At 54.8% G+C, this 22,042-nt stretch carries 20 protein-coding genes; 9 read left to right on the forward strand and 11 right to left on the reverse strand.

The window, feature by feature from the left end; genetic code table 11:
• Nucleotides 1-40 precede the first annotated feature (40 nt).
• Nucleotides 41-1,468, forward strand: coding sequence for an NAD(P)H-dependent flavin oxidoreductase (locus NQF89_RS03690; protein WP_155572794.1), 1,428 nt, complete (start codon nucleotides 41-43; stop codon nucleotides 1,466-1,468).
• A 29-nt stretch (nucleotides 1,469-1,497) separates the two neighbouring features.
• Here NQF89_RS03690 and pdxH read toward each other — a convergent pair whose 3' ends face one another.
• A complete protein-coding gene (gene pdxH / locus NQF89_RS03695) occupies nucleotides 1,498-2,154 on the reverse strand; it encodes a pyridoxamine 5'-phosphate oxidase (RefSeq protein WP_266137531.1) in 657 nt (218 codons plus the stop codon).
• Nucleotides 2,155-2,241: 87 nt separating this feature from the next.
• On the opposite strand from pdxH, the gene NQF89_RS03700 reads away from it, so the two are divergent.
• Nucleotides 2,242-2,934 carry a 4-hydroxythreonine-4-phosphate dehydrogenase gene (locus NQF89_RS03700; protein ID WP_155573460.1) on the forward strand — a complete coding sequence of 231 codons (693 nt, stop codon included), beginning with the start codon at nucleotides 2,242-2,244 and terminating at the stop codon, nucleotides 2,932-2,934.
• Here NQF89_RS03700 and NQF89_RS03705 read toward each other — a convergent pair.
• The 4 genes from NQF89_RS03705 to NQF89_RS03720 all read right to left on the reverse strand — a co-directional run bounded on the left by NQF89_RS03705 (nucleotide 2,926) and on the right by NQF89_RS03720 (nucleotide 7,398).
• On the reverse strand, nucleotides 2,926-3,378 hold the full coding sequence (locus NQF89_RS03705; RefSeq protein ID WP_099026263.1) for a DUF1489 family protein: 453 nt from the start codon (nucleotides 3,376-3,378) through the stop codon (nucleotides 2,926-2,928). The genes NQF89_RS03700 and NQF89_RS03705 overlap by 9 nt on opposite strands.
• A 44-nt stretch (nucleotides 3,379-3,422) precedes the next feature.
• On the reverse strand, nucleotides 3,423-4,589 hold the full coding sequence (gene hemW / locus NQF89_RS03710; protein ID WP_266137532.1) for a radical SAM family heme chaperone HemW: 1,167 nt from the start codon (nucleotides 4,587-4,589) through the stop codon (nucleotides 3,423-3,425).
• 2 nt (nucleotides 4,590-4,591) lie between these two features.
• Nucleotides 4,592-6,559 (reverse strand): potassium transporter Kup, encoded by a 1,968-nt coding sequence (locus NQF89_RS03715; protein ID WP_155579069.1) that lies wholly within the window; start codon nucleotides 6,557-6,559, stop codon nucleotides 4,592-4,594.
• A 155-nt stretch (nucleotides 6,560-6,714) separates the two neighbouring features.
• Nucleotides 6,715-7,398, reverse strand: a complete 684-nt coding sequence (locus NQF89_RS03720; RefSeq protein ID WP_099026260.1) for a YggS family pyridoxal phosphate-dependent enzyme — start codon at nucleotides 7,396-7,398, stop codon at nucleotides 6,715-6,717.
• Between the two features lie 101 nt (nucleotides 7,399-7,499).
• Here NQF89_RS03720 and NQF89_RS03725 point away from each other — a divergent pair, with 101 nt between their 5' ends.
• A complete protein-coding gene (locus tag NQF89_RS03725) occupies nucleotides 7,500-8,828 on the forward strand; it encodes an RsmB/NOP family class I SAM-dependent RNA methyltransferase (RefSeq protein ID WP_266137533.1) in 1,329 nt (442 codons plus the stop codon).
• Nucleotides 8,829-8,862: 34 nt separating this feature from the next.
• On the opposite strand, the gene NQF89_RS03730 is transcribed toward NQF89_RS03725, so the two are convergent.
• Nucleotides 8,863-9,870, reverse strand: a complete 1,008-nt coding sequence (locus NQF89_RS03730; RefSeq protein ID WP_266137534.1) for a cysteine synthase A — start codon at nucleotides 9,868-9,870, stop codon at nucleotides 8,863-8,865.
• Nucleotides 9,871-10,018: 148 nt separating this feature from the next.
• Here NQF89_RS03730 and NQF89_RS03735 point away from each other — a divergent pair, with 148 nt between their 5' ends.
• On the forward strand, nucleotides 10,019-10,390 hold the full coding sequence (locus tag NQF89_RS03735; RefSeq protein WP_155579072.1) for a rhodanese-like domain-containing protein: 372 nt from the start codon (nucleotides 10,019-10,021) through the stop codon (nucleotides 10,388-10,390).
• Between the two features lie 12 nt (nucleotides 10,391-10,402).
• Here NQF89_RS03735 and NQF89_RS03740 read toward each other — a convergent pair whose 3' ends face one another.
• Nucleotides 10,403-11,257 (reverse strand): DUF2272 domain-containing protein, encoded by an 855-nt coding sequence (locus NQF89_RS03740; RefSeq protein ID WP_266137623.1) that lies wholly within the window; start codon nucleotides 11,255-11,257, stop codon nucleotides 10,403-10,405.
• A 289-nt stretch (nucleotides 11,258-11,546) separates the two neighbouring features.
• Nucleotides 11,547-12,536, reverse strand: a complete 990-nt coding sequence (locus tag NQF89_RS03745; RefSeq protein WP_266137535.1) for an aldo/keto reductase — start codon at nucleotides 12,534-12,536, stop codon at nucleotides 11,547-11,549.
• Nucleotides 12,537-12,700: 164 nt separating this feature from the next.
• Between NQF89_RS03745 and NQF89_RS03750 the strand changes: the two genes are divergently transcribed.
• Nucleotides 12,701-13,768 carry a CobW family GTP-binding protein gene (locus tag NQF89_RS03750; RefSeq protein WP_155572802.1) on the forward strand — a complete coding sequence of 356 codons (1,068 nt, stop codon included), beginning with the start codon at nucleotides 12,701-12,703 and terminating at the stop codon, nucleotides 13,766-13,768.
• A complete protein-coding gene (locus NQF89_RS03755) occupies nucleotides 13,765-14,847 on the forward strand; it encodes a WD40 repeat domain-containing protein (protein ID WP_099026252.1) in 1,083 nt (360 codons plus the stop codon). The genes NQF89_RS03750 and NQF89_RS03755 overlap by 4 nt, the downstream gene beginning before the upstream one ends.
• Nucleotides 14,848-14,872: 25 nt before the next feature.
• Here the strand turns inward: NQF89_RS03755 and NQF89_RS03760 are convergent, their stop codons facing one another.
• The 3 genes from NQF89_RS03760 to NQF89_RS03770 all read right to left on the reverse strand — a co-directional run bounded on the left by NQF89_RS03760 (nucleotide 14,873) and on the right by NQF89_RS03770 (nucleotide 18,463).
• On the reverse strand, nucleotides 14,873-16,255 hold the full coding sequence (locus NQF89_RS03760; protein ID WP_155573462.1) for a chloride channel protein: 1,383 nt from the start codon (nucleotides 16,253-16,255) through the stop codon (nucleotides 14,873-14,875).
• Nucleotides 16,256-16,455: 200 nt separating this feature from the next.
• On the reverse strand, nucleotides 16,456-17,412 hold the full coding sequence (locus NQF89_RS03765; RefSeq protein ID WP_266137536.1) for a cation diffusion facilitator family transporter: 957 nt from the start codon (nucleotides 17,410-17,412) through the stop codon (nucleotides 16,456-16,458).
• A 4-nt stretch (nucleotides 17,413-17,416) separates the two neighbouring features.
• A complete protein-coding gene (locus tag NQF89_RS03770) occupies nucleotides 17,417-18,463 on the reverse strand; it encodes a cation diffusion facilitator family transporter (RefSeq protein ID WP_266137537.1) in 1,047 nt (348 codons plus the stop codon).
• A gap of 153 nt (nucleotides 18,464-18,616) precedes the next feature.
• Here NQF89_RS03770 and NQF89_RS03775 point away from each other — a divergent pair, with 153 nt between their 5' ends.
• From NQF89_RS03775 to NQF89_RS03785, 3 genes are all read left to right on the forward strand, one after another.
• Nucleotides 18,617-20,248: an NAD(P)/FAD-dependent oxidoreductase gene (locus tag NQF89_RS03775; protein WP_266137624.1), complete on the forward strand. Its 1,632-nt coding sequence runs from the start codon at nucleotides 18,617-18,619 to the stop codon at nucleotides 20,246-20,248.
• A gap of 291 nt (nucleotides 20,249-20,539) precedes the next feature.
• Nucleotides 20,540-20,905 carry a hypothetical protein gene (locus NQF89_RS03780; RefSeq protein ID WP_266137625.1) on the forward strand — a complete coding sequence of 122 codons (366 nt, stop codon included), beginning with the start codon at nucleotides 20,540-20,542 and terminating at the stop codon, nucleotides 20,903-20,905.
• 87 nt (nucleotides 20,906-20,992) lie between these two features.
• Complete coding sequence (locus NQF89_RS03785) at nucleotides 20,993-22,021, forward strand: hypothetical protein (RefSeq protein ID WP_266137538.1); 1,029 nt, start codon at nucleotides 20,993-20,995, stop codon at nucleotides 22,019-22,021.
• Nucleotides 22,022-22,042 lie beyond the last annotated feature (21 nt).

Here is a 22,042-nt window from a genome sequence, read left to right on the forward strand (position 1 = left end):
TGGTTTTTTTGTGGTTGCATAGCGGGGACGTCTGACCTCTATGAAGTCGATCAATGCCGTCCGTTTTGGTGGTCAGGAGGTTTTGCCTCTGATTGAAGGGGGCAAGGGTGTTTCTGTCTCCAATGGTATTTCTGCCGGTTACTGGGCTGCGGCGGGAGGAGTCGGGACGATTTCTGCCGTTAATGCTGATAGTTATGATGAGCAGGGGCGTCCCGTTCCGCAGCTTTACCATGGCAAGACGCGCCGCGAACGGCAGGGCGAGTTGGTGCGCTATGCTATTGAGGGCGGCATTGCTCAAGCAAAGATAGCGCACGATATCTCTGGCGGTCGTGGTCGTATCCATGCCAATTTCTTGTGGGAGATGGGCGCGGCAGAGGATGTTATTACGGGGATTTTGGAGGGGGCACCGGGGCTGATTCATGGTCTGACATGCGGTGCGGGGATGCCCTATCGCCTCTCGGAGATTGCTGCGCGTTTTGGGGTGCCTTATTACCCGATTGTATCTTCCGGTCGGGCATTTAGTGCACTTTGGAAACGCTCTTATGTCCGTTCAGCGGAGCTGCTCGGTGGGGTTGTGTACGAGGACCCATGGCGGGCTGGGGGGCATAATGGCCTCTCCAATACTGAGAACCCTCTCGCCCCGGAGGAGCCTTATCATCGTGTGGTTGCTCTACGGAAGGTCTTGAATGGCTTTGGCCTACAGCATGTGCCCATTATCATGGCAGGTGGTGTGTGGCATCTGGAAGAGTGGAATGATTGGCTTGATAACCCAGAGATTGGCCTGATCGCCTTCCAGTTTGGGACGCGCCCACTTTTAACAAAAGAAAGCCCCATCCCAGAGGCATGGAAGCAGCTGCTCCTTACGCTAAAGGAGGGGGATGTTTACCTAAATCGCTTCTCGCCAACGGGTTTTTATTCTTCTGCGGTGCAGAACAGCTTTTTGCGTGGTTTGCGGGAACGGTCTGAGCGTCAGGTTGCATTTAAGAGCGCAGCAGAAGGCGTGTTTGATACGCCTGTTTGTTTAGGTGGGCGGGGCCGTGAGGTTTTTGTCCAAGCTGAGGATGTAGAGCGCATCGCACGATGGAAAGAGGCGGGTTATACCCAGCCGATGCGTACACCTGATGATACGGTGGTGTTTGAGACTTTAGAGACAGCGCGGCAGGTTTTGGCTGACCAAGCGGCCTGTATGGGGTGCCTCTCGCAATGTCGCTTCTCAAATTGGAGCCAGAAAGGCCCCGCCTTTAATACGGGGCAGCGGGCGGATCCGCGTTCTTTCTGCATCCAAAAGACCTTGCAGGAGATTTCTCATATTCAGGATGTGCCTTTGGAAGAACAACGGCAGATTGTGGATCATAATCTCGTTTTTGGTGGGACGAATGCGTGGCGTTTTGCGACAGACCCATTCTATGCCAATGGGCATATCCCGACAGTGAAGGAGCTGGTCGAGCGGATTATGACAGGCCGGTAAAAGCCCGTCATATCCTTTGAGGCCGCCTCTTAGGGGAAGAGACGTTGGGTTGTCCAGTCTTTCCCATCTGGGCTGCGGGTAAAGAGAACGCGGTCATGTAAGCGGAAGGGTTTATCCATCCAGAACTCAATAGTGGAGGGACGGACGCGATAGCCATTCCAATAAGGGGGGCGGGGGATGCTTCCAATAGCGAAACGGGCGGCCTCTTTTGTCACCACCTGCCAGAGGGCTTTACGGCTCTCAATAGGGCGGGATTGCTGGCTAGCCCATGCGCCAATGCGGCTTGCACGCGGGCGGGATTGGAAATAGACGTCCGCCTCTGCTGCTGGTAAGAGCGAGACCGTCCCTCGGATGCGCACTTGCCGCCGCAGGGACTTCCAGTGGAAAAGTAGAGCGGCCTGCATATTATGGTCTAACTCGCGCCCTTTGGCGGATTCGCTATTGGTGTAAAAGACGAAGCCTTCATCATCAAAGCCTTTGAGCAACACCATACGCGCATCGGGCAGGCCGGTGGCATCAACCGTGGCGAGGGCCATGGCGTTAGGGTCGTTAGGTTCTTTTGCCTCGGCTAAGTTCATCCAATCCTGAAAGAGAAGGAAGGGATTTTCACCGCTGATAGTGTGATTATCCTCTTCAAAAGCGGTCTCAATTTCATGATGAGGGGGGATGCGTGGGGCGTCCGTCATGGGGGTATCCTTGGCATAGTGATAAGGGGGTGAGATAATCATGAAAGCGCGACGCTTGGATGTCCAGCTTTATGGAGGGTGTGTGTGATGGAGAGTTTTCGGTTTATTTTCATGCTCACAAAGGATGACCGCACGGTAGAGCATGCTCTCACTGTGGTGGAGACGGCGTTGCGCCTGGGGATAAAAGACATCGGCTTTAAAGATATTGGTTTACCTATCCCCGCCTTGCAGCGTTTGGCTGAGGTTATTCGCTCTGCTGGGGCGCGTGTGTATTTGGAGGTTGTCTCGCCTGATCGTCAGCGAGAATTGGACTCGGTGAAGGCGGGGTTAGCGTTAGGGGTGGATTGTCTGATGGGCGGGACGCATGTGCCTGATGTTCTGCCCCTGCTAGAGGGGCATAATGTCGCCTATTATCCCTTTGCGGGGCATGTGGTGGGGCATCCTAGCGTGTTGAAAGGCACACCGGAGGAGATTGCCCGTAATGCGGCTGAATGGGCGGCTCATTCCGCTGTGGCAGGGCTGGACCTGCTCGCTTACCGCAATGATGGGGATGTGCCAGAGGTCATCCGGGCGAGTTGTGCTGCGGTGGAAAAACCAGTGATTGTTGCAGGGTCCATCAGCACGCCGGAGCAAATTGAGGTGGTACGGCGTGCTGGGGCAGCGGGGTTTACTGTGGGGACAGCGGTTTTTGAGGGCGTCTTCCCGGCCAAGAGTGCGCAGTTAGAGGACCAATTACGCGCCGTTATGGCCTGTTGTGAGACAGTAGCGGCATTAAAGTAATCCCAGCTCCGAGAGGCGGTTGCGTAAGGCGATAGGGAGGGAGCTGACCCCGTCATCCGCCACGCCTGTTGCAGTGTGGTTGAGGTCAGGCGGGGCGTCCTCTGCTTTGAAGTAACGCCAGCCTTGGAAGGGGCGCATCGGGCGTGGTTGGGTAGGGATGACCTCATCAGAGACGAGGATGAGCGTGCCTTGGTGACCATCATCACGCGTGTAGGTATCAAAGCCAATAATGGGTTGTCGGCACATAATGAGGCCGTTTATGACGCGATAAATCGATCCTTTCGTTTGGAGAATCTCCTCTGCGCGTTTGGGCATAGTGCGGGTGCGGACATAAGCAATGCCGTTATGACGCTCTATAGCGACCCAGTCTTGCAGCATCTCCGGTGATGTGCAGCCGACAATCAATTTGATGAGATGGAGCGGCGTTGAAGCTTGGTTGGGCATAGCTTTAAAGATAAGGCTGCGCTGCGTGTGTGTGAAGCCCCGTTTTAGAGGACGAGTTGGCTGAGCATGGCCTCTAGCAGGAGACGCCCGGATTCTGTGGCGCGGAGTGTATGTTCATCCTGCTGTAGATAGTCTTCCTCCAAGCAGGCTTGTAGAATTACAGGCTCGAGACAGTCTTGGAGAGGGAGGCCCGTACGCTGGGCGAAATGGGCTTTGTTAATACCCTCGCGGAGGCGTAAGCCCATGAGGAGAGCCTCTCGTGCTTTCATCTCCGGGGTGAGGGTTTCTTGTATGCGTGTGCCATGGCCATAATGGGCAACACGCTCCGCCCATGGCTCTGGGGCGCGATGGCGGCGTGTTGCGTAGAGCTGGCCTTGGCGGGTAAGGCGGCTATGGGCACCGGGGCCAATACCGAGATAATCATTATAATGCCAATAGGTAAGGTTATGGCGGCTCTCGGCACCGGGGATAGCGTAGTTGGAGATTTCATAATCGCGCAAGCCATAGGTGGCGGCCTCATGACGCGTCATTTCATAGAGGCGGGCGGCGAGGTCATCTTCTGGGAGGGTAAGGGCACCGCGCCGATGACGGGTCTCAAATACCGTGCCGGGCTCGATGGTGAGTTGATACAGGGAGAGATGGTCCGCGGCGAGGGCGAGGGCTGTGCGGAGCTCTGCTTGCCAGTGAGCTTCTGTTTGGCCGGGGCGGGCATAGATGAGGTCGAAAGAGAGGCGCGGGAATAAGCGACGTCCAAGCTCTAGCGCGGTAAGTGCTTGCTGTGCGGAATGTTGGCGGCCAAGCGTGGCGAGGTCTGCATCATGTAGGCTCTGCACGCCGAGGGAGAGGCGATTAACCCCGGCTTGGGCAAAAGCACGGAACTTATCAGCTTCCACACTGGTGGGGTTGGCCTCTAACGTGACCTCTAGGTCATTCACGCTAGGGAAAAGCTGGCGCGCATCCTCAATAAGTTGATGAACAGCTTCTGGCTGCATGAGGGAGGGCGTCCCCCCGCCGAAGAAGATGGAGACAAGATGGCGGGGAGCATCTTGTGTTAAAAGAGCGGCTTCATAGCGTAATTCATCCCGCAGGGCTTGTGTAAAACGCTCCTGCGGGATGGTCTCCCGTACATGGGAGTTGAAGTCACAATACGGGCATTTAGAGAGGCAAAAAGGCCAATGAATATAAAGGGCGAGGGGTAAGGGTGAGGTCACGCTTAAATCGCGACCCGCACCCCGAACTCCATAACGCGCTCTGGTGGAATACGGAAGAACTCCGAAATAGAGGTCGCGTTATTGAGCAAATAAAGGAAAATCCACATCCGCCAGAGCGACATCTTCGGCACTTTGGAGCGAAAGACGAGGTCATGAGAGGTGAAGTAAGAGGCCTGAATGGGGTCGAAGTCCATTTCAGTCATCTGGGCGAGGGTAACGGGGAGATTTGGCATCTCCATAAACCCATAACGCAGGATAACACGGCGGATGCCCGGTGAGAGCTCCTTAACAGTCATGCGCTCGGCAGCTTCAACCTCTGGTTGGTCAAGTGTTTGGACCGTTACAAACAAGACCGTTTGATGAAGAACCTTGTTATGGCGCAGGTTATAAAGGAGGGCATCGGGGACCATCTCCGGGTCGGAGGTCAGAAAGACCGCAAGACCGGGCACGCGGATGGTACGAGATTGGGTAAGGCGTGTGATGAAGGAGCCCATCGGCACGGCGTCGCGTTTCTTTGTATTACGGATGAGCTGACGGCCCCGCTGCCATGTGGTCATGATGAGTGTGCTTCCCGCTGCGATGCTGAGCGGCACCCATCCGCCCTCTGGAATCTTCATCACATTGGCGGAGAAGAACACGCCATCAAGGAGGAAGAAGAAGCCGAACACAACTCCCACAGCGTAGCTTTTCCATTGGAAGACGCGGTGGAACACGACCATGGCAAGCACACAGGTGCAGAGGAAGGTCCCCGTCACAGCGATACCATAAGCAGATGCCAAGGCAGAGGAGGAGCGGAAGGCAAGCACAAGGACAACAGCCCCAAAGGCCAACATCCAGTTGAAGGAGGGCAGGTAGATTTGCGCTTCCTCATGCGGGTTGGTGTGAATAATGCGTGTACGAGGCAAGTATCCCAGTTGAATGAGTTGCCGGCAGAGTGAGAAGCTGCCCGAAATACCAGCCTGACTAGCAATAATGGTAGCGCATGTAGCCAGCAGCAGCATTGGGATTTGCATCCAATGCGGAGCAAGGTAGTAGAAGGGGTTCGCCAAGGTCGTGGGGTTATGGATAATCATGGCCGCTTGCCCAAAGTAATTGAGCGTCAAAGCCGGTAGTACGAGGAATATCCAGACATAACGAATAGGGGAGCGACCAAAATGCCCCATATCCGCATAAAGGGCCTCCGCACCTGTAACGGACAGCACAACAGAGCCGAGTGCAACGAAGGAAAGCTTCCCGTGTGTGACGATGAAGCGAATAGCCTCTAGGGGGGAGAGAGCGAGTATAATCCCCGGATGCAGCGTAATGGCGCGCGCGCCTAAGAGGGCGATGGTAATAAACCAGACCAACATAATCGGGCCAAAGGCACGCCCAATCTTCCCGGTACCGAGGGCTTGGGCTGCAAATAAGCCCAGTAGCACCATAATCGCGGCGGGAATGATGAAGGGTGAGGCCTCAGGGACGGAGACTTCCACCCCTTCCACGGCAGAGAGAACGGAGATAGCGGGTGTAATAATGCCATCACCAAAAAAGAGGCAGGCCCCGGCAATCCCAATTAAACCAAACACCCAGCGGAAATAGGTGGATTTGCAAACGCGTTGTGCCAAGGCCATGAGGGCAATAATCCCACCCTCTTTATTATGGTCGGCCCGCATAACGAGCATAACGTATTTGATGGTCACAATGAGCATCAAAGCCCAGAAGGTCAGGCTGGTAAGACCGATAACCTCCCATGTTTGGGCGGGATGAGTTTCTGTCCCCACGGTGCGGATAGAGGATTGCAGAGCATAGAGCGGGCTGGTCCCGATATCACCATACACCACGCCCAACGCTGCGAGCATAGCCCCGAGCCCTTTGGGGCGCACATGCCCCCCCTCGGCTTGGGGAGGGATGGACGTAGGCTGGCCCGTGGAATCGGGATAGCGTGCATCGGCTGATGAATCCTTGAGGGATATGCCATCTTGTTCAGACATGGAGAAATCATCCTGTTTGACTGATAGACACCCATCCCCCGCAGGAAGACAGGCAGTAACGCCCCGCTAGAGGCACTGACTATGATTCTGGCTTCATGACAGTTTTTTTATGTAAAATGCAAGACGGAAAGGGCAAAAAACTCTCTTTTATGTCGTTATGGGCTGGCGGGACGGTCTCCAAAAATGGCGGTGCCAACACGGATGATTGTAGCCCCTTCAGCAATGGCGACGTCAAAATCAGCCGACATTCCCATAGAGAGTGCTGGTAGGCCATGGCGGCGATTGAGGCGAGCAAGCTTTTGGAAGAAAGGCCGTGGGTCCGCATGGAGAGGCGGGATGGCCATCAATCCTTTAACGTGGCTCCCAAAACGTGAGAGAGCATCTTCGATAAATCGGTCAGCCTCTAAGGGGCTAATGCCGGATTTTTGTGGCTCATCGCCAATATTGACCTGAACAAAAAGCTCCGGTAAGCGACCTGTTTTTTGGGCCGCTTTTTCCAGCGCGGTGCTGAGGGAGGGGCGATCCAGGCTTTCAATCACATCGGCGAGAGCGCAGGCTTCAACGGCTTTATTTGTTTGTAAGCTGCCGATGAGATGGAGCCTAAGATCCGGCCATTCCTCTCGTAAAGCGGGGAACTTTGCGGCTGCTTCTTGGACGCGATTCTCACCAAAAATGCGTTGCCCTGCTTTGAGAGCCTCCCGCACGGCCTCTTGGGGATGGAACTTGCTGACAGCAACAAGCTGAACCTCATCAGCTTGCCTATGCGCGTTATGGCAGGCCGTGGCCATCTGGTTGCGAATCTCGGTGAGGGCTTGGGCGATGGAGTGATTCTGCGTCATGGGGGGATTGCACTCTCTTTATGGGGAGGGGTCAAGAGCTTCTTGAGGTCGCTATAAAAACCCTCTTGACTTTTCTATATGTAACTCCCGAAAACGGGCGCATGACACATGCTTCTTCTCCTCGTCCTGCCTCTGCACGCCCTAAAGGGGGGCGAGGCCGCCGTAAAACGGTACGTCCTGCCTCTATATCGCGCCATGAAGACCCGGTGCGGGATTTAGCCTTCGATATTGTCTGCGGTGTGGTGGAGCATCGCCGGATGTTGGAGACGACCTTAGAGCGTAGTCCATGTGAAGGGCGCGATAGGGCCGCAGCGCACCGGCTTGCCGCAGCGACTTTGCGGCATTTGGGCAGCATGACGGAGCTGCTCCAACCGCTTTTGCGGCGTCAACCGCCGGAGCCTGTACGCTGTGCATTGTTACTAGGTGTGGCACAGCTTTTGCCGCTCCAAACGCCGCCTCATGCGGCAGTCGGCACGATTGTGGATTTGCTGCATCGGCGGGGGCTGTCGCCTTTTGCGGGGCTTGCAAATGCTGTGTTGCGCCGTGTGGCGCGGGAAGCGGACACGCTAAAGGAAGGGCTGGATGATGCGCGGTTAGATGTGCCGCCGTGGTTATGGAGCGCATGGGGGCGGCGCGCGCGGTCTATTACGCAAGGTTTTTATCAAGAAGCCCCTCTTGATGTGACGCTCAAACCCGGTTGTGAGGCCCCAGAAGGGGGTAAGACCTTACCAACGGGGAGCGTGCGTTACCCTGCGGGGACGAAACTTTCTGCCTTACCCGGTTTTGAGGAAGGGCAGTTTTGGGCGCAAGATATGGCGGCGGCTATGCCGGTGCGGTTGATGGGCGATATGAGCGGCAAGTGCGTGGTGGATTTATGCGCAGCTCCGGGGGGCAAGACAGCGCAGCTCCTTTGTGCAGGGGCTGAGGTGGTGGCTGTAGAGCGTGAAAAACCACGTGCCCAGAGGCTGCGCGACAATCTGGCCCGTCTGCGTTTAAAAGCGGAGATTGTTGTGGGGGATGCGCTGCGCTGGCGTCCATCAGCCCCCTTGGATGCTGTGTTGTTGGATGCGCCTTGCTCGGCCACGGGGACGTTGCGGCGGCATCCTGATGTGTTGTGGATTAAACGGCCACGCGATATTGCCACGCTGGCTGCTGGGCAAGACCGTTTTATTGATGCGGCCTATGAGATGCTCAAGCCCGGTGGGATGTTGCTTTACGCTGTTTGTTCATTACAGGATGAAGAAGGCCCCCAGCGCATTGCCCATGCGTTAGAAGATGGGCGGTGGGAGTTATCTCCCTTTACGGAGGAGGAGCTTGCTGCCCTACCGCGCGCACGGACGGAGGAAGGTTATTTCCGCACTCATCCGGGGATGAATGTTGCAGAAGGGGGCATGGATGGCTTCTTTGCCGCGCGTTTGCTTCGCCGGTGAGGGCGGAGCGTGAAGCGGTTTATGACATCCAAAGTTATGACATCCAAGGTGGGGTAGGGAGGTTCTTACTGCGGAGGAAATCCGGGTTGAAAAGCTTGGATTGATAACGCGCCCCGCCATCGCTGAGGATAGTGACGATGTTATGCCCCGGCCCTAACCGGCGGGCTGTGCGGATAGCCGCAGCAATATTAATGCCTGATGACCCCCCAACGGAGAGTCCTTCCTCCATTGTGAGATGATAGATTTGTTCCAAAGCTTCCGCATCGGGGATGCGCTCAGCATGATCAGGGGCGCAACCTTCTAGGTTTGCTGTAACGCGGGATTGGCCAATCCCTTCGGTGATGGAGCCCCCGCTTATGCTGAGGTCATTTGCCGTGACCCACCCATAAAGGCCGGAGCCTTCTGGGTCGGCAAGGACGATGTCGGGGGTTTTTGCACCATCACGTTGGGCGAGTTCGCGCAGGCCGAAGGCCATACCGGCTAATGTTCCACCAGAGCCGCAGGAGCAGGTAAATGCATCGACTTTACCCTGTAATTGGGACCAAATCTCTGGTGCGGTGGTGGTGCGATGGGCCTCACGGTTGGCGGTATTATCAAATTGATTCGCCCAGAAGGCCCCTGTTTCTTCGGCTAAACGGCGGGAGACATGCACATAATTGCCGGGGTCGCGATAAGGTTTAGCGGGGACGAGGCGGAGGTCTGCCCCGATCATCCGCAGGAAGTCTAGCTTCTCCCGGCTTTGGGTTTCTGGCACCACAATAACAGCTTTGCAGTCGAGTGCATGGGCAACGAGTGTGATGCCGATGCCTGTATTACCTGCCGTACCTTCGACAATCGTACCGCCTTTTTGCAGCACGCCACGGGCAAAACCATCCTGAATGATGGAGAGAGCGGCTCTGTCCTTTACCGAGCCACCAGGATTCATGAACTCTGCTTTGCCGTAGATGTTACAGCCCGTACTCTCCGAGGCATGGCGGAGGCGAATGAGCGGTGTATTGCCGATGGCCTGAATCAAAGAGGGGCAAGGTGTAGCGTGAGGCATGAGAGAATCCGATGATTTCTGATTGACGGAATGAATCGCTTTTAACGTGTGAAATAGGGTATCATCATTATGAACCACGTCAAATAGCGTGGAAGGTATTATATCCTATATATAATCGTTATTTTTTGATTCAACGGAGAAGAATGTGATGAAGCAGAAAACAGCGCAGGAGACATGGGTCGTTTTGCAGGAAGACCCGCATGCTGTGTTGGTTGATGTCCGCACGCCAGAGGAATGGGCACAGGTGGGCATGCCAGAGCTTGGTAACATAGGCAGGAAGCTTGTCGCTTTAACATGGGGAGCGGGGAGCGAGGCAGAGTTTATTCATGCCTTAGAGCAAGCGGTGCCAGATAAGGCCACGCCGCTTTTCTTCATTTGTCGCTCTGGTGTGCGCTCGCAAAAGGCGGCGACATTAGCTGCACAGGCTGGGTACCAAACGCTCACTAATGTCGCTGATGGTTTTGAGGATAAGCACGGCCCCGGCACGGGGTGGAAGGCCTGTGGCCTCCCTGTAAAATAGGCCTCCTTTGCCTTATTGCCCGCTATTAGGGTCTGTCTCGGCCTCATAGCGGGGGGTAAGGATGACGCACCACGGGTAGCGGCTATCATAGCTTTGGCCTTCTGGGCTGCTGACATGACCGCTTGCATCGGTTGGGACATGGGTGAGGGCGACAGCATCATCCACATTCCCGCCAATGATGCTGATTTCCCGCCCGAAAGGTTCGGCATTTTGGCCCGTGGCAACAACAATGCCGCAATGGGCGGGGAAGCCGTAAGGGGTGGGCAGCATAGAGAAGGTGATGCTACTGCTTCGCCCCCGTCCTACGCAGAGTATATCCCCGCGTTGTGGGGCGTAAGAGGCGGGATTTTGCGCTGTGATGCCCGGATTATTACCAGAAGCAGCAATATTGATATAGGTGGCGTGGTTAGGTGAATATGGGAAGCGAATATTCGCCCCCCCTACGCGCATAACGTAAGAGATAAAGGCCGCAGACCACGCATAATTACCATCTTTAGCGGCGGAAAAAAGGCGGCCATCACCGTCTGTGCGGCCTGTCCAACGGCTCTCTGTCTCCTCAGGGGGTTGGCCTATCCACCAATATTCCCCAATGCGCTGCCATAGGCCGGGGAGGCGTTCAGGCTTGAGGGCGGGGCTGGTTGGTTCTGGCCGGTCATGGGGGTCTGCATCGGCTACGGGGCTGCCAAACATCCGCCATTCACGTAGGGCGATGGCAGTGACATCTTGGCGGTTAAAAGGGGCGAAGTTTTCGCTTGCAAAAGCGGGGACGCGATCATCATAGCCTAGCGGGCCTGCACGTCCATCCGCATATTGGCTTATAGGGGTAAGGGCAGGCCGCTTAGCAGAGCCAGAGCAGGCTGCGAGCATGAGCAGCCCGCATAAAGTGGTTACCCCTGCCAGAGAGCGTGTTGTCCCAAAAGGAGATGAACGGCGATCGGGGGGAACTGCGTACATGGTGGGGTCCTGCGTTGTCTTGCGAGCTATCTCTGACGGTTATGAGGGTGAGAGTAAACTGTTTTTACGGGGTTAGGACAAGCGTTATGTGTGATGTGGTCGCTAAGTTTTAGGGCTACCTTGAGTGAGGGGAAGACTATACGAAAAGGGCGGCCGGGAGGTCCGGCCGCCCTGTTGTGCGTTTGGATAACGCAGAGGGGGGTTAGTCCTTCCGGGCTGGGGGTGCCATAAAGGAAGGCGCGATAGGTGTGGGAACGTGGCGATGAAGGATAGCGTCAATCTCCTTCTTATCCTGTGCGGTGAGCTGCCAGTTAAAGACATCAGCCACACCGTCAATTTGCTCTGGTTTGCGTGCGCCCCATAGAGCAATGGTTGGGCCTTGGTCTAACACCCAGCGAATGGCGAGCACCATGAGCGACTTACCGTGCCGGTCTGCGATTTTCTTCAAATCATCTACAGCGGCGAGATAGTCCTTAAAATGCTCCTTTTGGAACTTCGGATCACCAGAGCGGAGGTCGCTTTCGGGGAAGGTTTTATCCGCTGTCATTTTGCCAGTCAGTAAGCCACGGCAGAGCGGCCCATAAGCCAGCAGGGCAAGTTTATGCTCTTTTGCGTAAGGCAGGACGTCTTTTTCAATCTCGCGCTCAAAGAGGTTGTAAGGTGATTGAACGCTTGCCAGCGGCGCAACCTCGCGGAAGATGTCCATTTGCTCTGGGGAGTAATTGCTCACCCCGAGTGCGCGAATCTTGCCCTCTTTATGGAGCTTTTGCAGCTCGCGTGCTGTGTCCTCAATGGGGGTGTTAGGGTCTGGCCAATGGACGTGTTCAAGGTCGATGGTCTCTACCCGTAAGCGGCGGAGGGAATCTTCCACTTCCTTACGGATACGGGCAGGGCTGGAGTTGCGGAAAGGCTTGTGATCGTCCTTCCAATCTAGGGCTAGTTTGGTGGCAACGCGGGCTCTATGGGGTTTTTCAGCCAAAGCGCGGCCTACCACTTCTTCGGAGTGACCAAACCCATAAACGGGTGCTGTATCGATGAGGTCCACCCCTTCATCTAACGCGCGATGGATGGTGCGGACGGCATTATCATCATCAGGGCCGCCCCACATCCAGCCACCAATGGCCCATGTGCCTAGGGCAACGCGTGATACGGGTTTGTCAAAACCGGGAATGAGAATGGTGTTTTCATTCATAGGTTTGTCTCCATTAGAAAGTGAGGGCCGTGCTTATGAGGGTAACGGCCTCCTTCCCATATGGGGTGGGGGATGGGGGTGATGCAAGCGTCTGTTCTTCTTTTTGGTATTGCGCGGGAGGAGGCGTATAATGGCCCTCGTTTTTGGAGAGAAGGATAACCCTCATGGCTGATATGCAGGACCGCAAAATCCCCGTTACCGTTCTGACTGGCTTTTTAGGCGCGGGTAAGACGACCTTGCTAAACCATATTCTAACGGCTGATCACGGGCGTAATTACGCTGTTGTGGTGAATGAGTTTGGCGAGCTGGGCATTGATAATGACCTCGTTGTGGATGCGGATGAAGAAGTCTTTGAGATGAATAATGGCTGCATCTGCTGCACGGTGCGGGGGGATTTAATCCGGATTCTAAGCCGTCTTTTGCGCCGGCGCGGCAAGTTTGATGGCATTATTGTAGAGACTACCGGCCTTGCAGACCCAGCCCCTGTTGCGCAGACCTTTTTTGTTGATGCCGGGATTCGCGAAAAGGCAGAGCTGGATGCTGTGGTAACAGTGGTGGATGCTTATAATGTGCTGCAAACGCTTAAAGAAAGCCCAGAGGCGGTGAATCAAGTAGCGTTTGCGGATGTGATTATCCTCAATAAATGTGATTTGCTTGATGAGGCGGGCCTTGCCGCGGTGGAGCAGAAGTTAAAAGCCATTAACGCCGTTGTGCGGATTCATCGTGCTGAGCGGGGCAATGTGGCGTTGGAGGATATTCTGAACCGTGGTGGGTTTGACCTCAAACGGGCTTTGACCACCATGCCGGACTTCTTAGAGGAAGATGATCACCACCATCATCACGATCACGACCATGAGCATGAACACGGCCATCACCACGGCCATGACCATCATCATGAGCATGGGGCAGGGGGGCATCATCACGCCCATAATGAGGATGTAACGAGCCATTCTTTCACCGTTACGGCTCCTTTGGATGAAGAACGCTTTAATGCGTGGATAGGGCTTATTTTGCAGGAGCAAGGGCCGGATATTTTGCGAGCTAAAGGGATTTTACACTTTAAAGGCCAAGAGGAGCGATTTGCTTTTCAGGCGGTGCATATGATGGCCGATGGCGCGATGATTGGCCCGTTTAAGGAGGGTGAGGCGAAGCAATCACGCATTGTCTTTATCGGGCGTAAGTTAGACCGTGCCCAGTTGCAGCGTGGTTTTGAAGGGTGTGTGGCTGTATGAGCAACCCGCTAAGTAAAACATTGTTACAAACACGTGGGGCGGAGCATCAGGCGGAAGCCCCCATTATTGCCGTGCAGGCTAGCCGGGGTGGGCAGACTTTCGCAGCCTTGACGATGGATGGGGAGCTGCATCTCATCCCGCGGGAAGGGCTGCGCCAACAAGAGACGTGGCGTAAGCTGGCTGTGCATGAGGGGGCCATCTCTCTTGCACAGGGATGTGAGCCGGAGAGCTTCCTTAGCGGCGGGGAAGATGGCCGCGTGGTGGAGACGCGTGCTGATGGCACTATGGAGGAACGTCATAAGGGCCGTAGCTGGGTGGATTGTCTGGCTAGTACGCCAACTCATTGGGCGTGCGCTTGTAAGAAGGAGGTGCATCTTTACAAGGCGGGGCATGAAGAGGCGGTGAAGGTGCTAGAGCATCCCTCTGCTTTGAGTGGCCTCGCTTTTGATGCCAAGGGCAAGCAGTTAGCGGCATCTCATTATAATGGGGCCTCTCTATGGTACGTGCAGTCGAAAGAGGCGAGAGTGCGTGCGCTAGAGTGGAAAGGCAGCCATACGGGCCTTTGCTTACATCCCGGTGGGGAGGCCTTGGTGACGAGCATGCAGGAGAATGAGCTGCATGGGTGGCGTTTATCCGATGGGCATAATATGCGCATGAGCGGCTATCCGCGTAAAATCGCCTCCATGAGCTTTACGCGTAAGGGGCGTTGGTTGGCGACTTCGGGGGCGGATGCGGCTGTTCTATGGCCTTTCTTTGGCGGGGGACCAATGGGCAAGCCACCTATGGAGTTAGCACGTCTGCCGGGTTTGTTTGTGACCTGCGTTTGTGCTCATCCCACGGATGATATTCTCGCCATTGGTTTTGAGGATGGCACGGTGCTCCTCGCAGAAGTCCCCGCTACAATGGAGGATAACGCACCGGGGGCCGACCGCATCCTGCCCTTATGCAATGGCCAGCGTAGCGGTGGTGTGGCCCGTGGTGCGGTAAATGCCATTGCCTTCACCCCCCAAGGCGGGGCTGTCATCTTCGGAACAGAGGAAGGCTATATCGGTGTGGTGGATTTATCTGCCCACGCATAAGGGCTGATGCTGGAAGAAGCGGCCCTTATGGTGCTTCTTCCGGCGTGGAATGGTCTGATGAGGCTTGGCGGGTTTGGTCATGCTGCTTTTGTAGATACCCTTCCTGCCGGGCGAGGAATTGGTCGGCGAGTTGCCCGTAAAGGGAATGGGAGCAGACCATGCGTGAGACGCCTAAGGCGAGGAAGGCGGTGGCCAACAAAGCAAGGGTGATTTGCTGGTTATCGCACATTTCCATCACAATGACGGTGGCGGTGAGGGGCGATTGCACCACGCCGGAGAAATAGCCCACCATGCCGAGCAGAACCACTGCACCGGGGGCGGTATGGGGGAGGAAACGTGCTACCCACCCCCCGACGGAGGCCCCAATGGAAAGGGAGGGGGCGAACAACCCGCCCGGTATGCCAGAGCAATAAGAAATGATGGTCGCGGCATATTTCATCAAGAAATAAGACATATGGCCATGGCGGGAGCCATCAACGAGGTGATGGGCTTGGATATACCCTGTGCCGAATGTCTCGCCATGGCTAGCAATGCCGAGAATAGCCAGCAAAACGCCGCATAGGGCGGTAAAGAGAACAGGCCTGGAGCGTTGGATGCGGCCAATTTTACCCGGCAACCCCTTCCCCACACGGATGAGAAAAGCGGAAAAGGCCCCACCACCCAGCCCGCCGAGGATGCCGCATGCGAGGACGGCGATCCATGCTGTGCCAACAGGGACATCAACTGATGCATGGCCGAAATATGTATAATTGCCCCCTGTTAGGACAATGGCCGTTACACCAGCAATTACAACCCCTGTGAGCATGAAGCCGGAGGTCCGTTGGTGGAAGGAGCTGGAGAGTTCCTCAATAGCAAAGACAATCCCGGCAAGGGGGGTGTTGAAGGCCGCTGCCACCCCGGCTGCCCCGCCTGCGAGGATAACGCCCCGGCGTGTGGAGACATTCGCATGACCCAAAAAGCGGGAATAAGCGTGCATAATAGCGGCACCAACCTGCACTGTTGGCCCTTCACGCCCGATGGATGCCCCGCAGAGCAGCCCTAAGGTGGTGAGGCAGATTTTACCAAAGGCAATCCGTAACGCCAAAATGCGGTTGATGAGGGAGAAGTCCTCAATATGCAGTGTAGCGATTGTTTGAGGGATGCCAGAGCCTTGCGCACCGGGGAAGAAGCGTTTGGTCAACCACATGGAGAGGGCTAGCCCGCTAGGGATGATAGCGAGCATGATATAAGGGTTCCAGTGGTTTAAGTTTAGGCAGAGATGGCTGGCATAATCAGCAGCGCGAGCAAAGAGCCATGCAATGATACCAACCGTAATTGCTCCTGCCCAAAAGATGAGGGAGCGTTGCCAATGCGTTGTATGCGTGCGTGCCGAGCGGCGAAAGCGCGTAATACGGTTACGCCGCTTCATCGCATGGGGTGAGCTTGGGGCAGGAGGTGGGGTTGGTTGGGAAGAATCGGGCACAGTTCGGGTGGGTCCGCCACGGGGTCAGGGTGAAGGGATTTCGGTCCCGTATTCGGATGCAGGGCGGGGTGTGGTCAAGGGGAGATGTGCATTTGCATGGCAGATGTGACCTTACCGTAACAGGAGGGACGTATGGGGAGGCCGTGTTACATCACCAACACACCGCTCGCACCGGGTTTATGACGTTTGGCGAGGTCTTCTGGCTCGACATGAATATGAATGGAAGAGCGGCCTAATACGGCGCGGATGGCATGTTCGATGCGGTCGCAAATATCATGAGCATCCGTAATACGCATTTCATCGGGGACGATGAGATGGAATTCCACGAAATAAAGAGCCCCAACGCGCCGCATACGGAGGTCATGAGCCTCTAATGCGCCTTGGCCAGCTTGGGTGATGGTCTGGCCCACTTGGCTGACAAGCTCCGGCGGGGGGGCCTCATCAAGCAAACCGGTCATGGAATGGCGCATCATGCCAAAGCCTGTCCATAGGACATTTAAGGCCACAAAGGCGGAGAGGAGTGGGTCCAACCAAAGCCAATGAAGGACAGGGATGAGGCACACACCAACGAGCAGGGCAATACTGGCCCAAACATCGGAGAGAACATGATCCCCTGCGGAGCTGAGTGCTTGTGAATGGTGCTTTTTGCCCATCCTCCGCAAGATGAGTGCCCAGAGGAGGTTGATAACCCCCGCTGAAGCATTGAGCAACGCGCCGGGTAAGGGGGCTTCTGGCGCATGAATATGGAGGGCATCATGCCCTGCAATAGCAAGGATGACGAGGGCGGTGAGGACAACGAGTACGCCTTCTATCACGGCCCAAACATATTCAGCTTTGCCATGTCCGTAAGGGTGGTTGTCGTCCGCAGGGCGTGCAGCGAAGGCAACGGCCCATAAAGTGCCGATGGCAGCAAGGACGTTAAGGATGGTCTCGATAGCGTCAGAGAGCAAAGCCCCGGAATGTGAGACAGCCCATGCTGTGTATTTGATGCTCAGGACAATCACACTCACAAGGATAGAGAGGCGTGCAACCCGCAAACGTAGTTTCGTTGCGGCGTTATAAGGGGGGGCCTCTTGGGTTGGGAGTGGGAGAGCGGCAGCCATGGGGTTAGTCCGTGGTTGTGGTTGATGTATGGTGAGCCTCTGGCGTGCAATGCGGTGCAGAGCAGGCCGTAGCCGTAGCAGCCTCGACTTGGAAGGTCGGATGGCCGATGGCAAAGCGTTCTTGCAACAGATGGGTGGCTTCATGCAGGGTTGCCGCAATCTGGCTTTGTGCGTCTTGCGCGCTGTATCCTTCAGGGAAGGGGTGGAGGGTGAGATGGACCGTTAGAGCAGTTTCGGTTGTGCTGATTGGCCAGATATGGAGGTGATGGAGGTCCGCAATAGCGGGCATAGCGCGTAGGGCATCCTCAACAGCGCGTGGTGTGATGCTGTGTGGGACCGCATCTAAAGCGAGGCCGAGTGCGTGGGTCAGAAGCGACCATGTGCCCCAGATAATCAACCCAGAGACGATGAGGCTCGCTAAGGGGTCGATGAAGGAAGAGCCTGTGAGGGTGATAAGCCCCCCTGCGATGACGACCCCTAGGGCCATAAGAGCATCGGAGGCCATATGGAGGAAGGCCCCGCGCATATTGAGGTCGTGATGCGCCCCGCGCATGAGCAATAAAGCCGTGCCACCATTAATGAGGATGCCAATAGCCGCTACGATGCTGATTGTCCGGCCGTGGACGATTTCTGGATGGATGAAATGCCAGATAGCCTCCCAAATAATCCCCCCCGTGACGAGCAAAAGGATGGTTGCATTGAGGAGAGCGGTGAGAATCGTGGCGCGTTTAAAACCGTAAGTGAAGCGTTCGCTGGGGCTGCGGCGGGCGAGGGCTTGTGCGCCCCATGCGGCAAGTAGGCTTAATACATCGGAGAGATTATGCCCGGCATCGGCTAAAAGGGAGAGAGAATGGGCGGCAAATCCCCATCCGGCCTCCCCAATCAGATAGGCAGAATTGAGAAGAATGGCGATGAGGAAGGTGCCACCAAAAGAGGTTGGCGCATGGCTATGCCCCCCGTGATGATGCCCATGCCCATGCCCATGCCCATGTGTATGCGTATGGTGGTCATGATGGTCATGGTCATGGTGGTGATGGGCGGTGGTCGTCATGAATATCCTGATAGGCAGAGGAAAGCACAGGAAGGCTAATGATAAGGGAAACTTATTCACGATGCATCATTTTTCTGCTCTGCTTGTGCTGAGCCTGCTTGCCAGAGCCGCGTTGCTAGCAGTAAAGGAGCGGGCATGACAGCTTCTTCTCCTATGCTTCGTTTGAGTAACCTTGCTCTCCCCCTAGACCATGCAGAGGATGAGCTACGCACGGCGATTATTACGCGTCTGGGCATAGAGGCAGAGGCTTTGCGGGCCTATCATATCTTCCGCCGTGGGTATGATGCACGGCGGCGGGGGCATATACAGCTTGTCTATACGCTCGATTGTGACGTGCGGGATTGTGAGGCTGTTTTAGCGCGTTTTGGCGATGACCAGCAGATTCGCCCTACCCCCGATACGCGCTGGGTCGCCCCGATATTGACCGCAGAACAACGTGAAAGGGCCGCGCGCCCTATTGTGGTTGGGGCAGGGCCATGTGGGTTGATGGCGGCTCTTATTTTAGCTCAAGCAGGGTTAAAGCCGATTATTTTAGAGCGTGGTCGTGCTGTTAGGCAGCGCACGGCCGATACATTCGCCCTATGGCGGAAGGCGCAATTTACAGCGGAAAGTAATGTACAATTTGGCGAGGGGGGTGCCGGTACATTCTCTGATGGCAAGCTTTATTCTGGCGTGTCGGACCCGCGTCATCTTGGCCGTAAGGTTTTGGAGGAGTTCGTAAAGGCCGGAGCCCCGGAGGAGATTTTATATCTCTCCAAACCCCATATTGGGACGTTTCGTTTAGTGACGGTTGTGCAGTCCCTCCGGGCTCAGATTGAGGCTCTCGGTGGTGAATATCGGTTTGAGACACGGCTGGAGGGCATTGAGACGGCAGCTTGTGCAGATAAGCCAGATATGCGGCAGATTACTGGGGTTAGGCTTTCTACTGGGGAGGTTTTACCTGCGGAGCGGGTGATTTTGGCGGTGGGGCATTCAGCACGCGATACATTTGCTATGCTGCATGAGAGTGGCGTGCCGATGCAGGCCAAGCCTTTCTCTATTGGGGTGCGGATTGAGCATCCTCAATCAGTGATAGATGTTGCGCGTTTTGGCCCGCAAGCGGGGCATCCTCTGCTTGGTGCTGCGGATTATAAGCTGGTGCATCATGCTAGTACGGGCCGGGGTGTATATTCTTTTTGTATGTGTCCGGGTGGGCAAGTTGTCGCAGCAACCTCGGAGGAAGGTCAAGTCGTCACCAATGGGATGAGCCAATATTCCCGTGCGGAGCGTAATGCTAATAGCGGCATTGTTGTGGAGGTTCGGCCGGGGGTGGATTTTCCCGATGAGCCTTTGGCGGGGATTGCCTTCCAACGTCATTGGGAGAAGGCTGCGTTTATAGCGGGTGGTGGGGCTTATCGGGCCCCAGCTCAACGAGTGGGGGACTTCCTCGCAGGGCGGGCTTCAACCTCTTTGGGAGCGGTTGTGCCGTCTTATCAGCCGGGTGTTACCCCGACAGACCTTACAACATGTTTGCCAGATTTTGTCGTGGCCTCCATCCGGGAAGCTCTGCCGCGTTTTGAGCGCAAGATTAAGGGCTATAGCATGGATGATGCGGTGATGACGGGGGTGGAGACGCGGACCTCTTCGCCTCTGCGCATCTTGCGGGATGATACTGGCCAAAGCCCGCTTGTGCGTGGCTTTTACCCGGCGGGGGAAGGGGCTGGCTATGCAGGGGGTATCCTCTCTGCTGGGATGGATGGAATCCGTGTAGCGGAATGGGTAGCTCAATCCTATATGGATGTCTAAGAGAGTCTGTTTCGCCTAAGCTGTACTTAAATAAGGTTATTGGGGTATTCACTTGATTGTAAAAAAAAGGCAAGTTTTCCCTCTAAAAAGGCTGATTTCTTTAGAAAAATGAGGAAGTAGGCAGTGTTACCTATCCTTTTTTCAGCATTGGGTTTTTTTAATAACGCATAAGGACAAAATTACTCCATTTGAAGAGGTAAGTAATTTTTTATAGACAAGCCTGACTGATGAAGGAGATGCTTCTTCCCATTTTTTGATTAATTAAATAACGATTCAGGGAGAAGGTTCGTGATGAAAATGCGCGAGGTTCAAGGTGGGATGCGATTGCCATTAGAGATAGTGCCTGCTTGTCGGTCATTAAAACTATCCGCACGATGTGCGTTATTGCTGGCAAGTGTGTCCTCTTTCTCCTCGATGGTATCGTCAGCGTGGGCTGATGATGGGGCGCCTCAACCAGTGGGGGAGACGAAGATTTTTACGTCTGCCCAAGGTAAGATGGTCCCTTATATTGATTCCATTACAGATGATGGGAACAAGCTGGTTTCTGTCGTGCAAAATGGGCCGGGTACAACATTATTGGCATCAGCAAATAGCTATACGGGTTCGACCACGATTAGCCCAAGGTATGCTTGCTTTAGGGATAGAAGGAAGCATTGAGACCTCTAGCGGTGTTATCATGAATGGCGGCATCTTTAGCCTTGGGTCTGCTTGTGGTTCTTGCACTTCACCTGATGGGCTCTGGCGTTGGGGGGGGCGGTTAATATTAAAAGCCTTTCCGGCGATAGCGGTACAGTTAATATGTACTCTAAGGATCTGAATATCACCTCCCCGGGTAATAATGATAAGCTTGGTGCAGATATTACAGGGAATGGTGGGACGATTACCGTCTTTGCTGGTCAAGATGCTCAATATGCTAAAGAAGGATTTGGAGGTAATGTAAGTGGCCAGCTAAATCTTGTAACATATGCTGGTGCAACTGATGTTTATAATGAAATGGATTATAGCGGTGCGACTACTGTAAAATATGGTGGCAGATTACACATCTATGGTAGTGTTCCTAATACAAGCAATGTAACGATTGAGGATGGCGGTCTTCTTAATGGTGTAGGTACAATCGGTAGCCGTAATAGTACAACATATATTCAGACAGGCGGCACGATTGAGTCTGGTTATGCGGCCAATCCATGGGATGATTTGAAAATTGGAGGTAATTTAACAGTTGATGGTACCTCAGATTTTACGCGCACAACAAGTCAGCATGGTGGTCTTATTAAAGTGGGAGGTGATCTTACTTTAAATGGGGAGGTTCTAGCACATTCGTCATTTGATTATGTAGGGTCAGGGGTACGGACCCTCTATCTTTACGAGGGGACGGTCCAAACGGGAGATAAGTTAAGTCTCAATGTTTATGGTACTCCACAAGGGGGAACGGACAGTTTCCAGATAGGTCACCATCAGGTCAATTTGGTTGAGGCGAATTCGACCGATAATTTATCTTTCTGGAATGGCACTCATATGACCCCTACGAATCAAGTGGAGGGTGGTTCCGGGGTGTGGAAGCAGGACGATACTGCACAAACAAACTGGACAAATGCTGCAGGAACAGAGAGTGCGCCGTGGGCTGCCGGTAGTTATGCTATTTTTCAGCATAGTACGGCCTCCAGTCCCGAGAACGGCGCAATTACAGTAGCGGGGACTGTAGATGTTGGTGGTATGCAGTTTACGCCTGCTCATAATGGGAATGATACACAATCATATTATCTTATCCCTTAAGGTACATCATCAAATATTGTT

Source organism: Bombella pollinis, from assembly GCF_026385485.1.
GTDB classification, from domain to species: Bacteria; Pseudomonadota; Alphaproteobacteria; order Acetobacterales; family Acetobacteraceae; genus Bombella; species Bombella pollinis.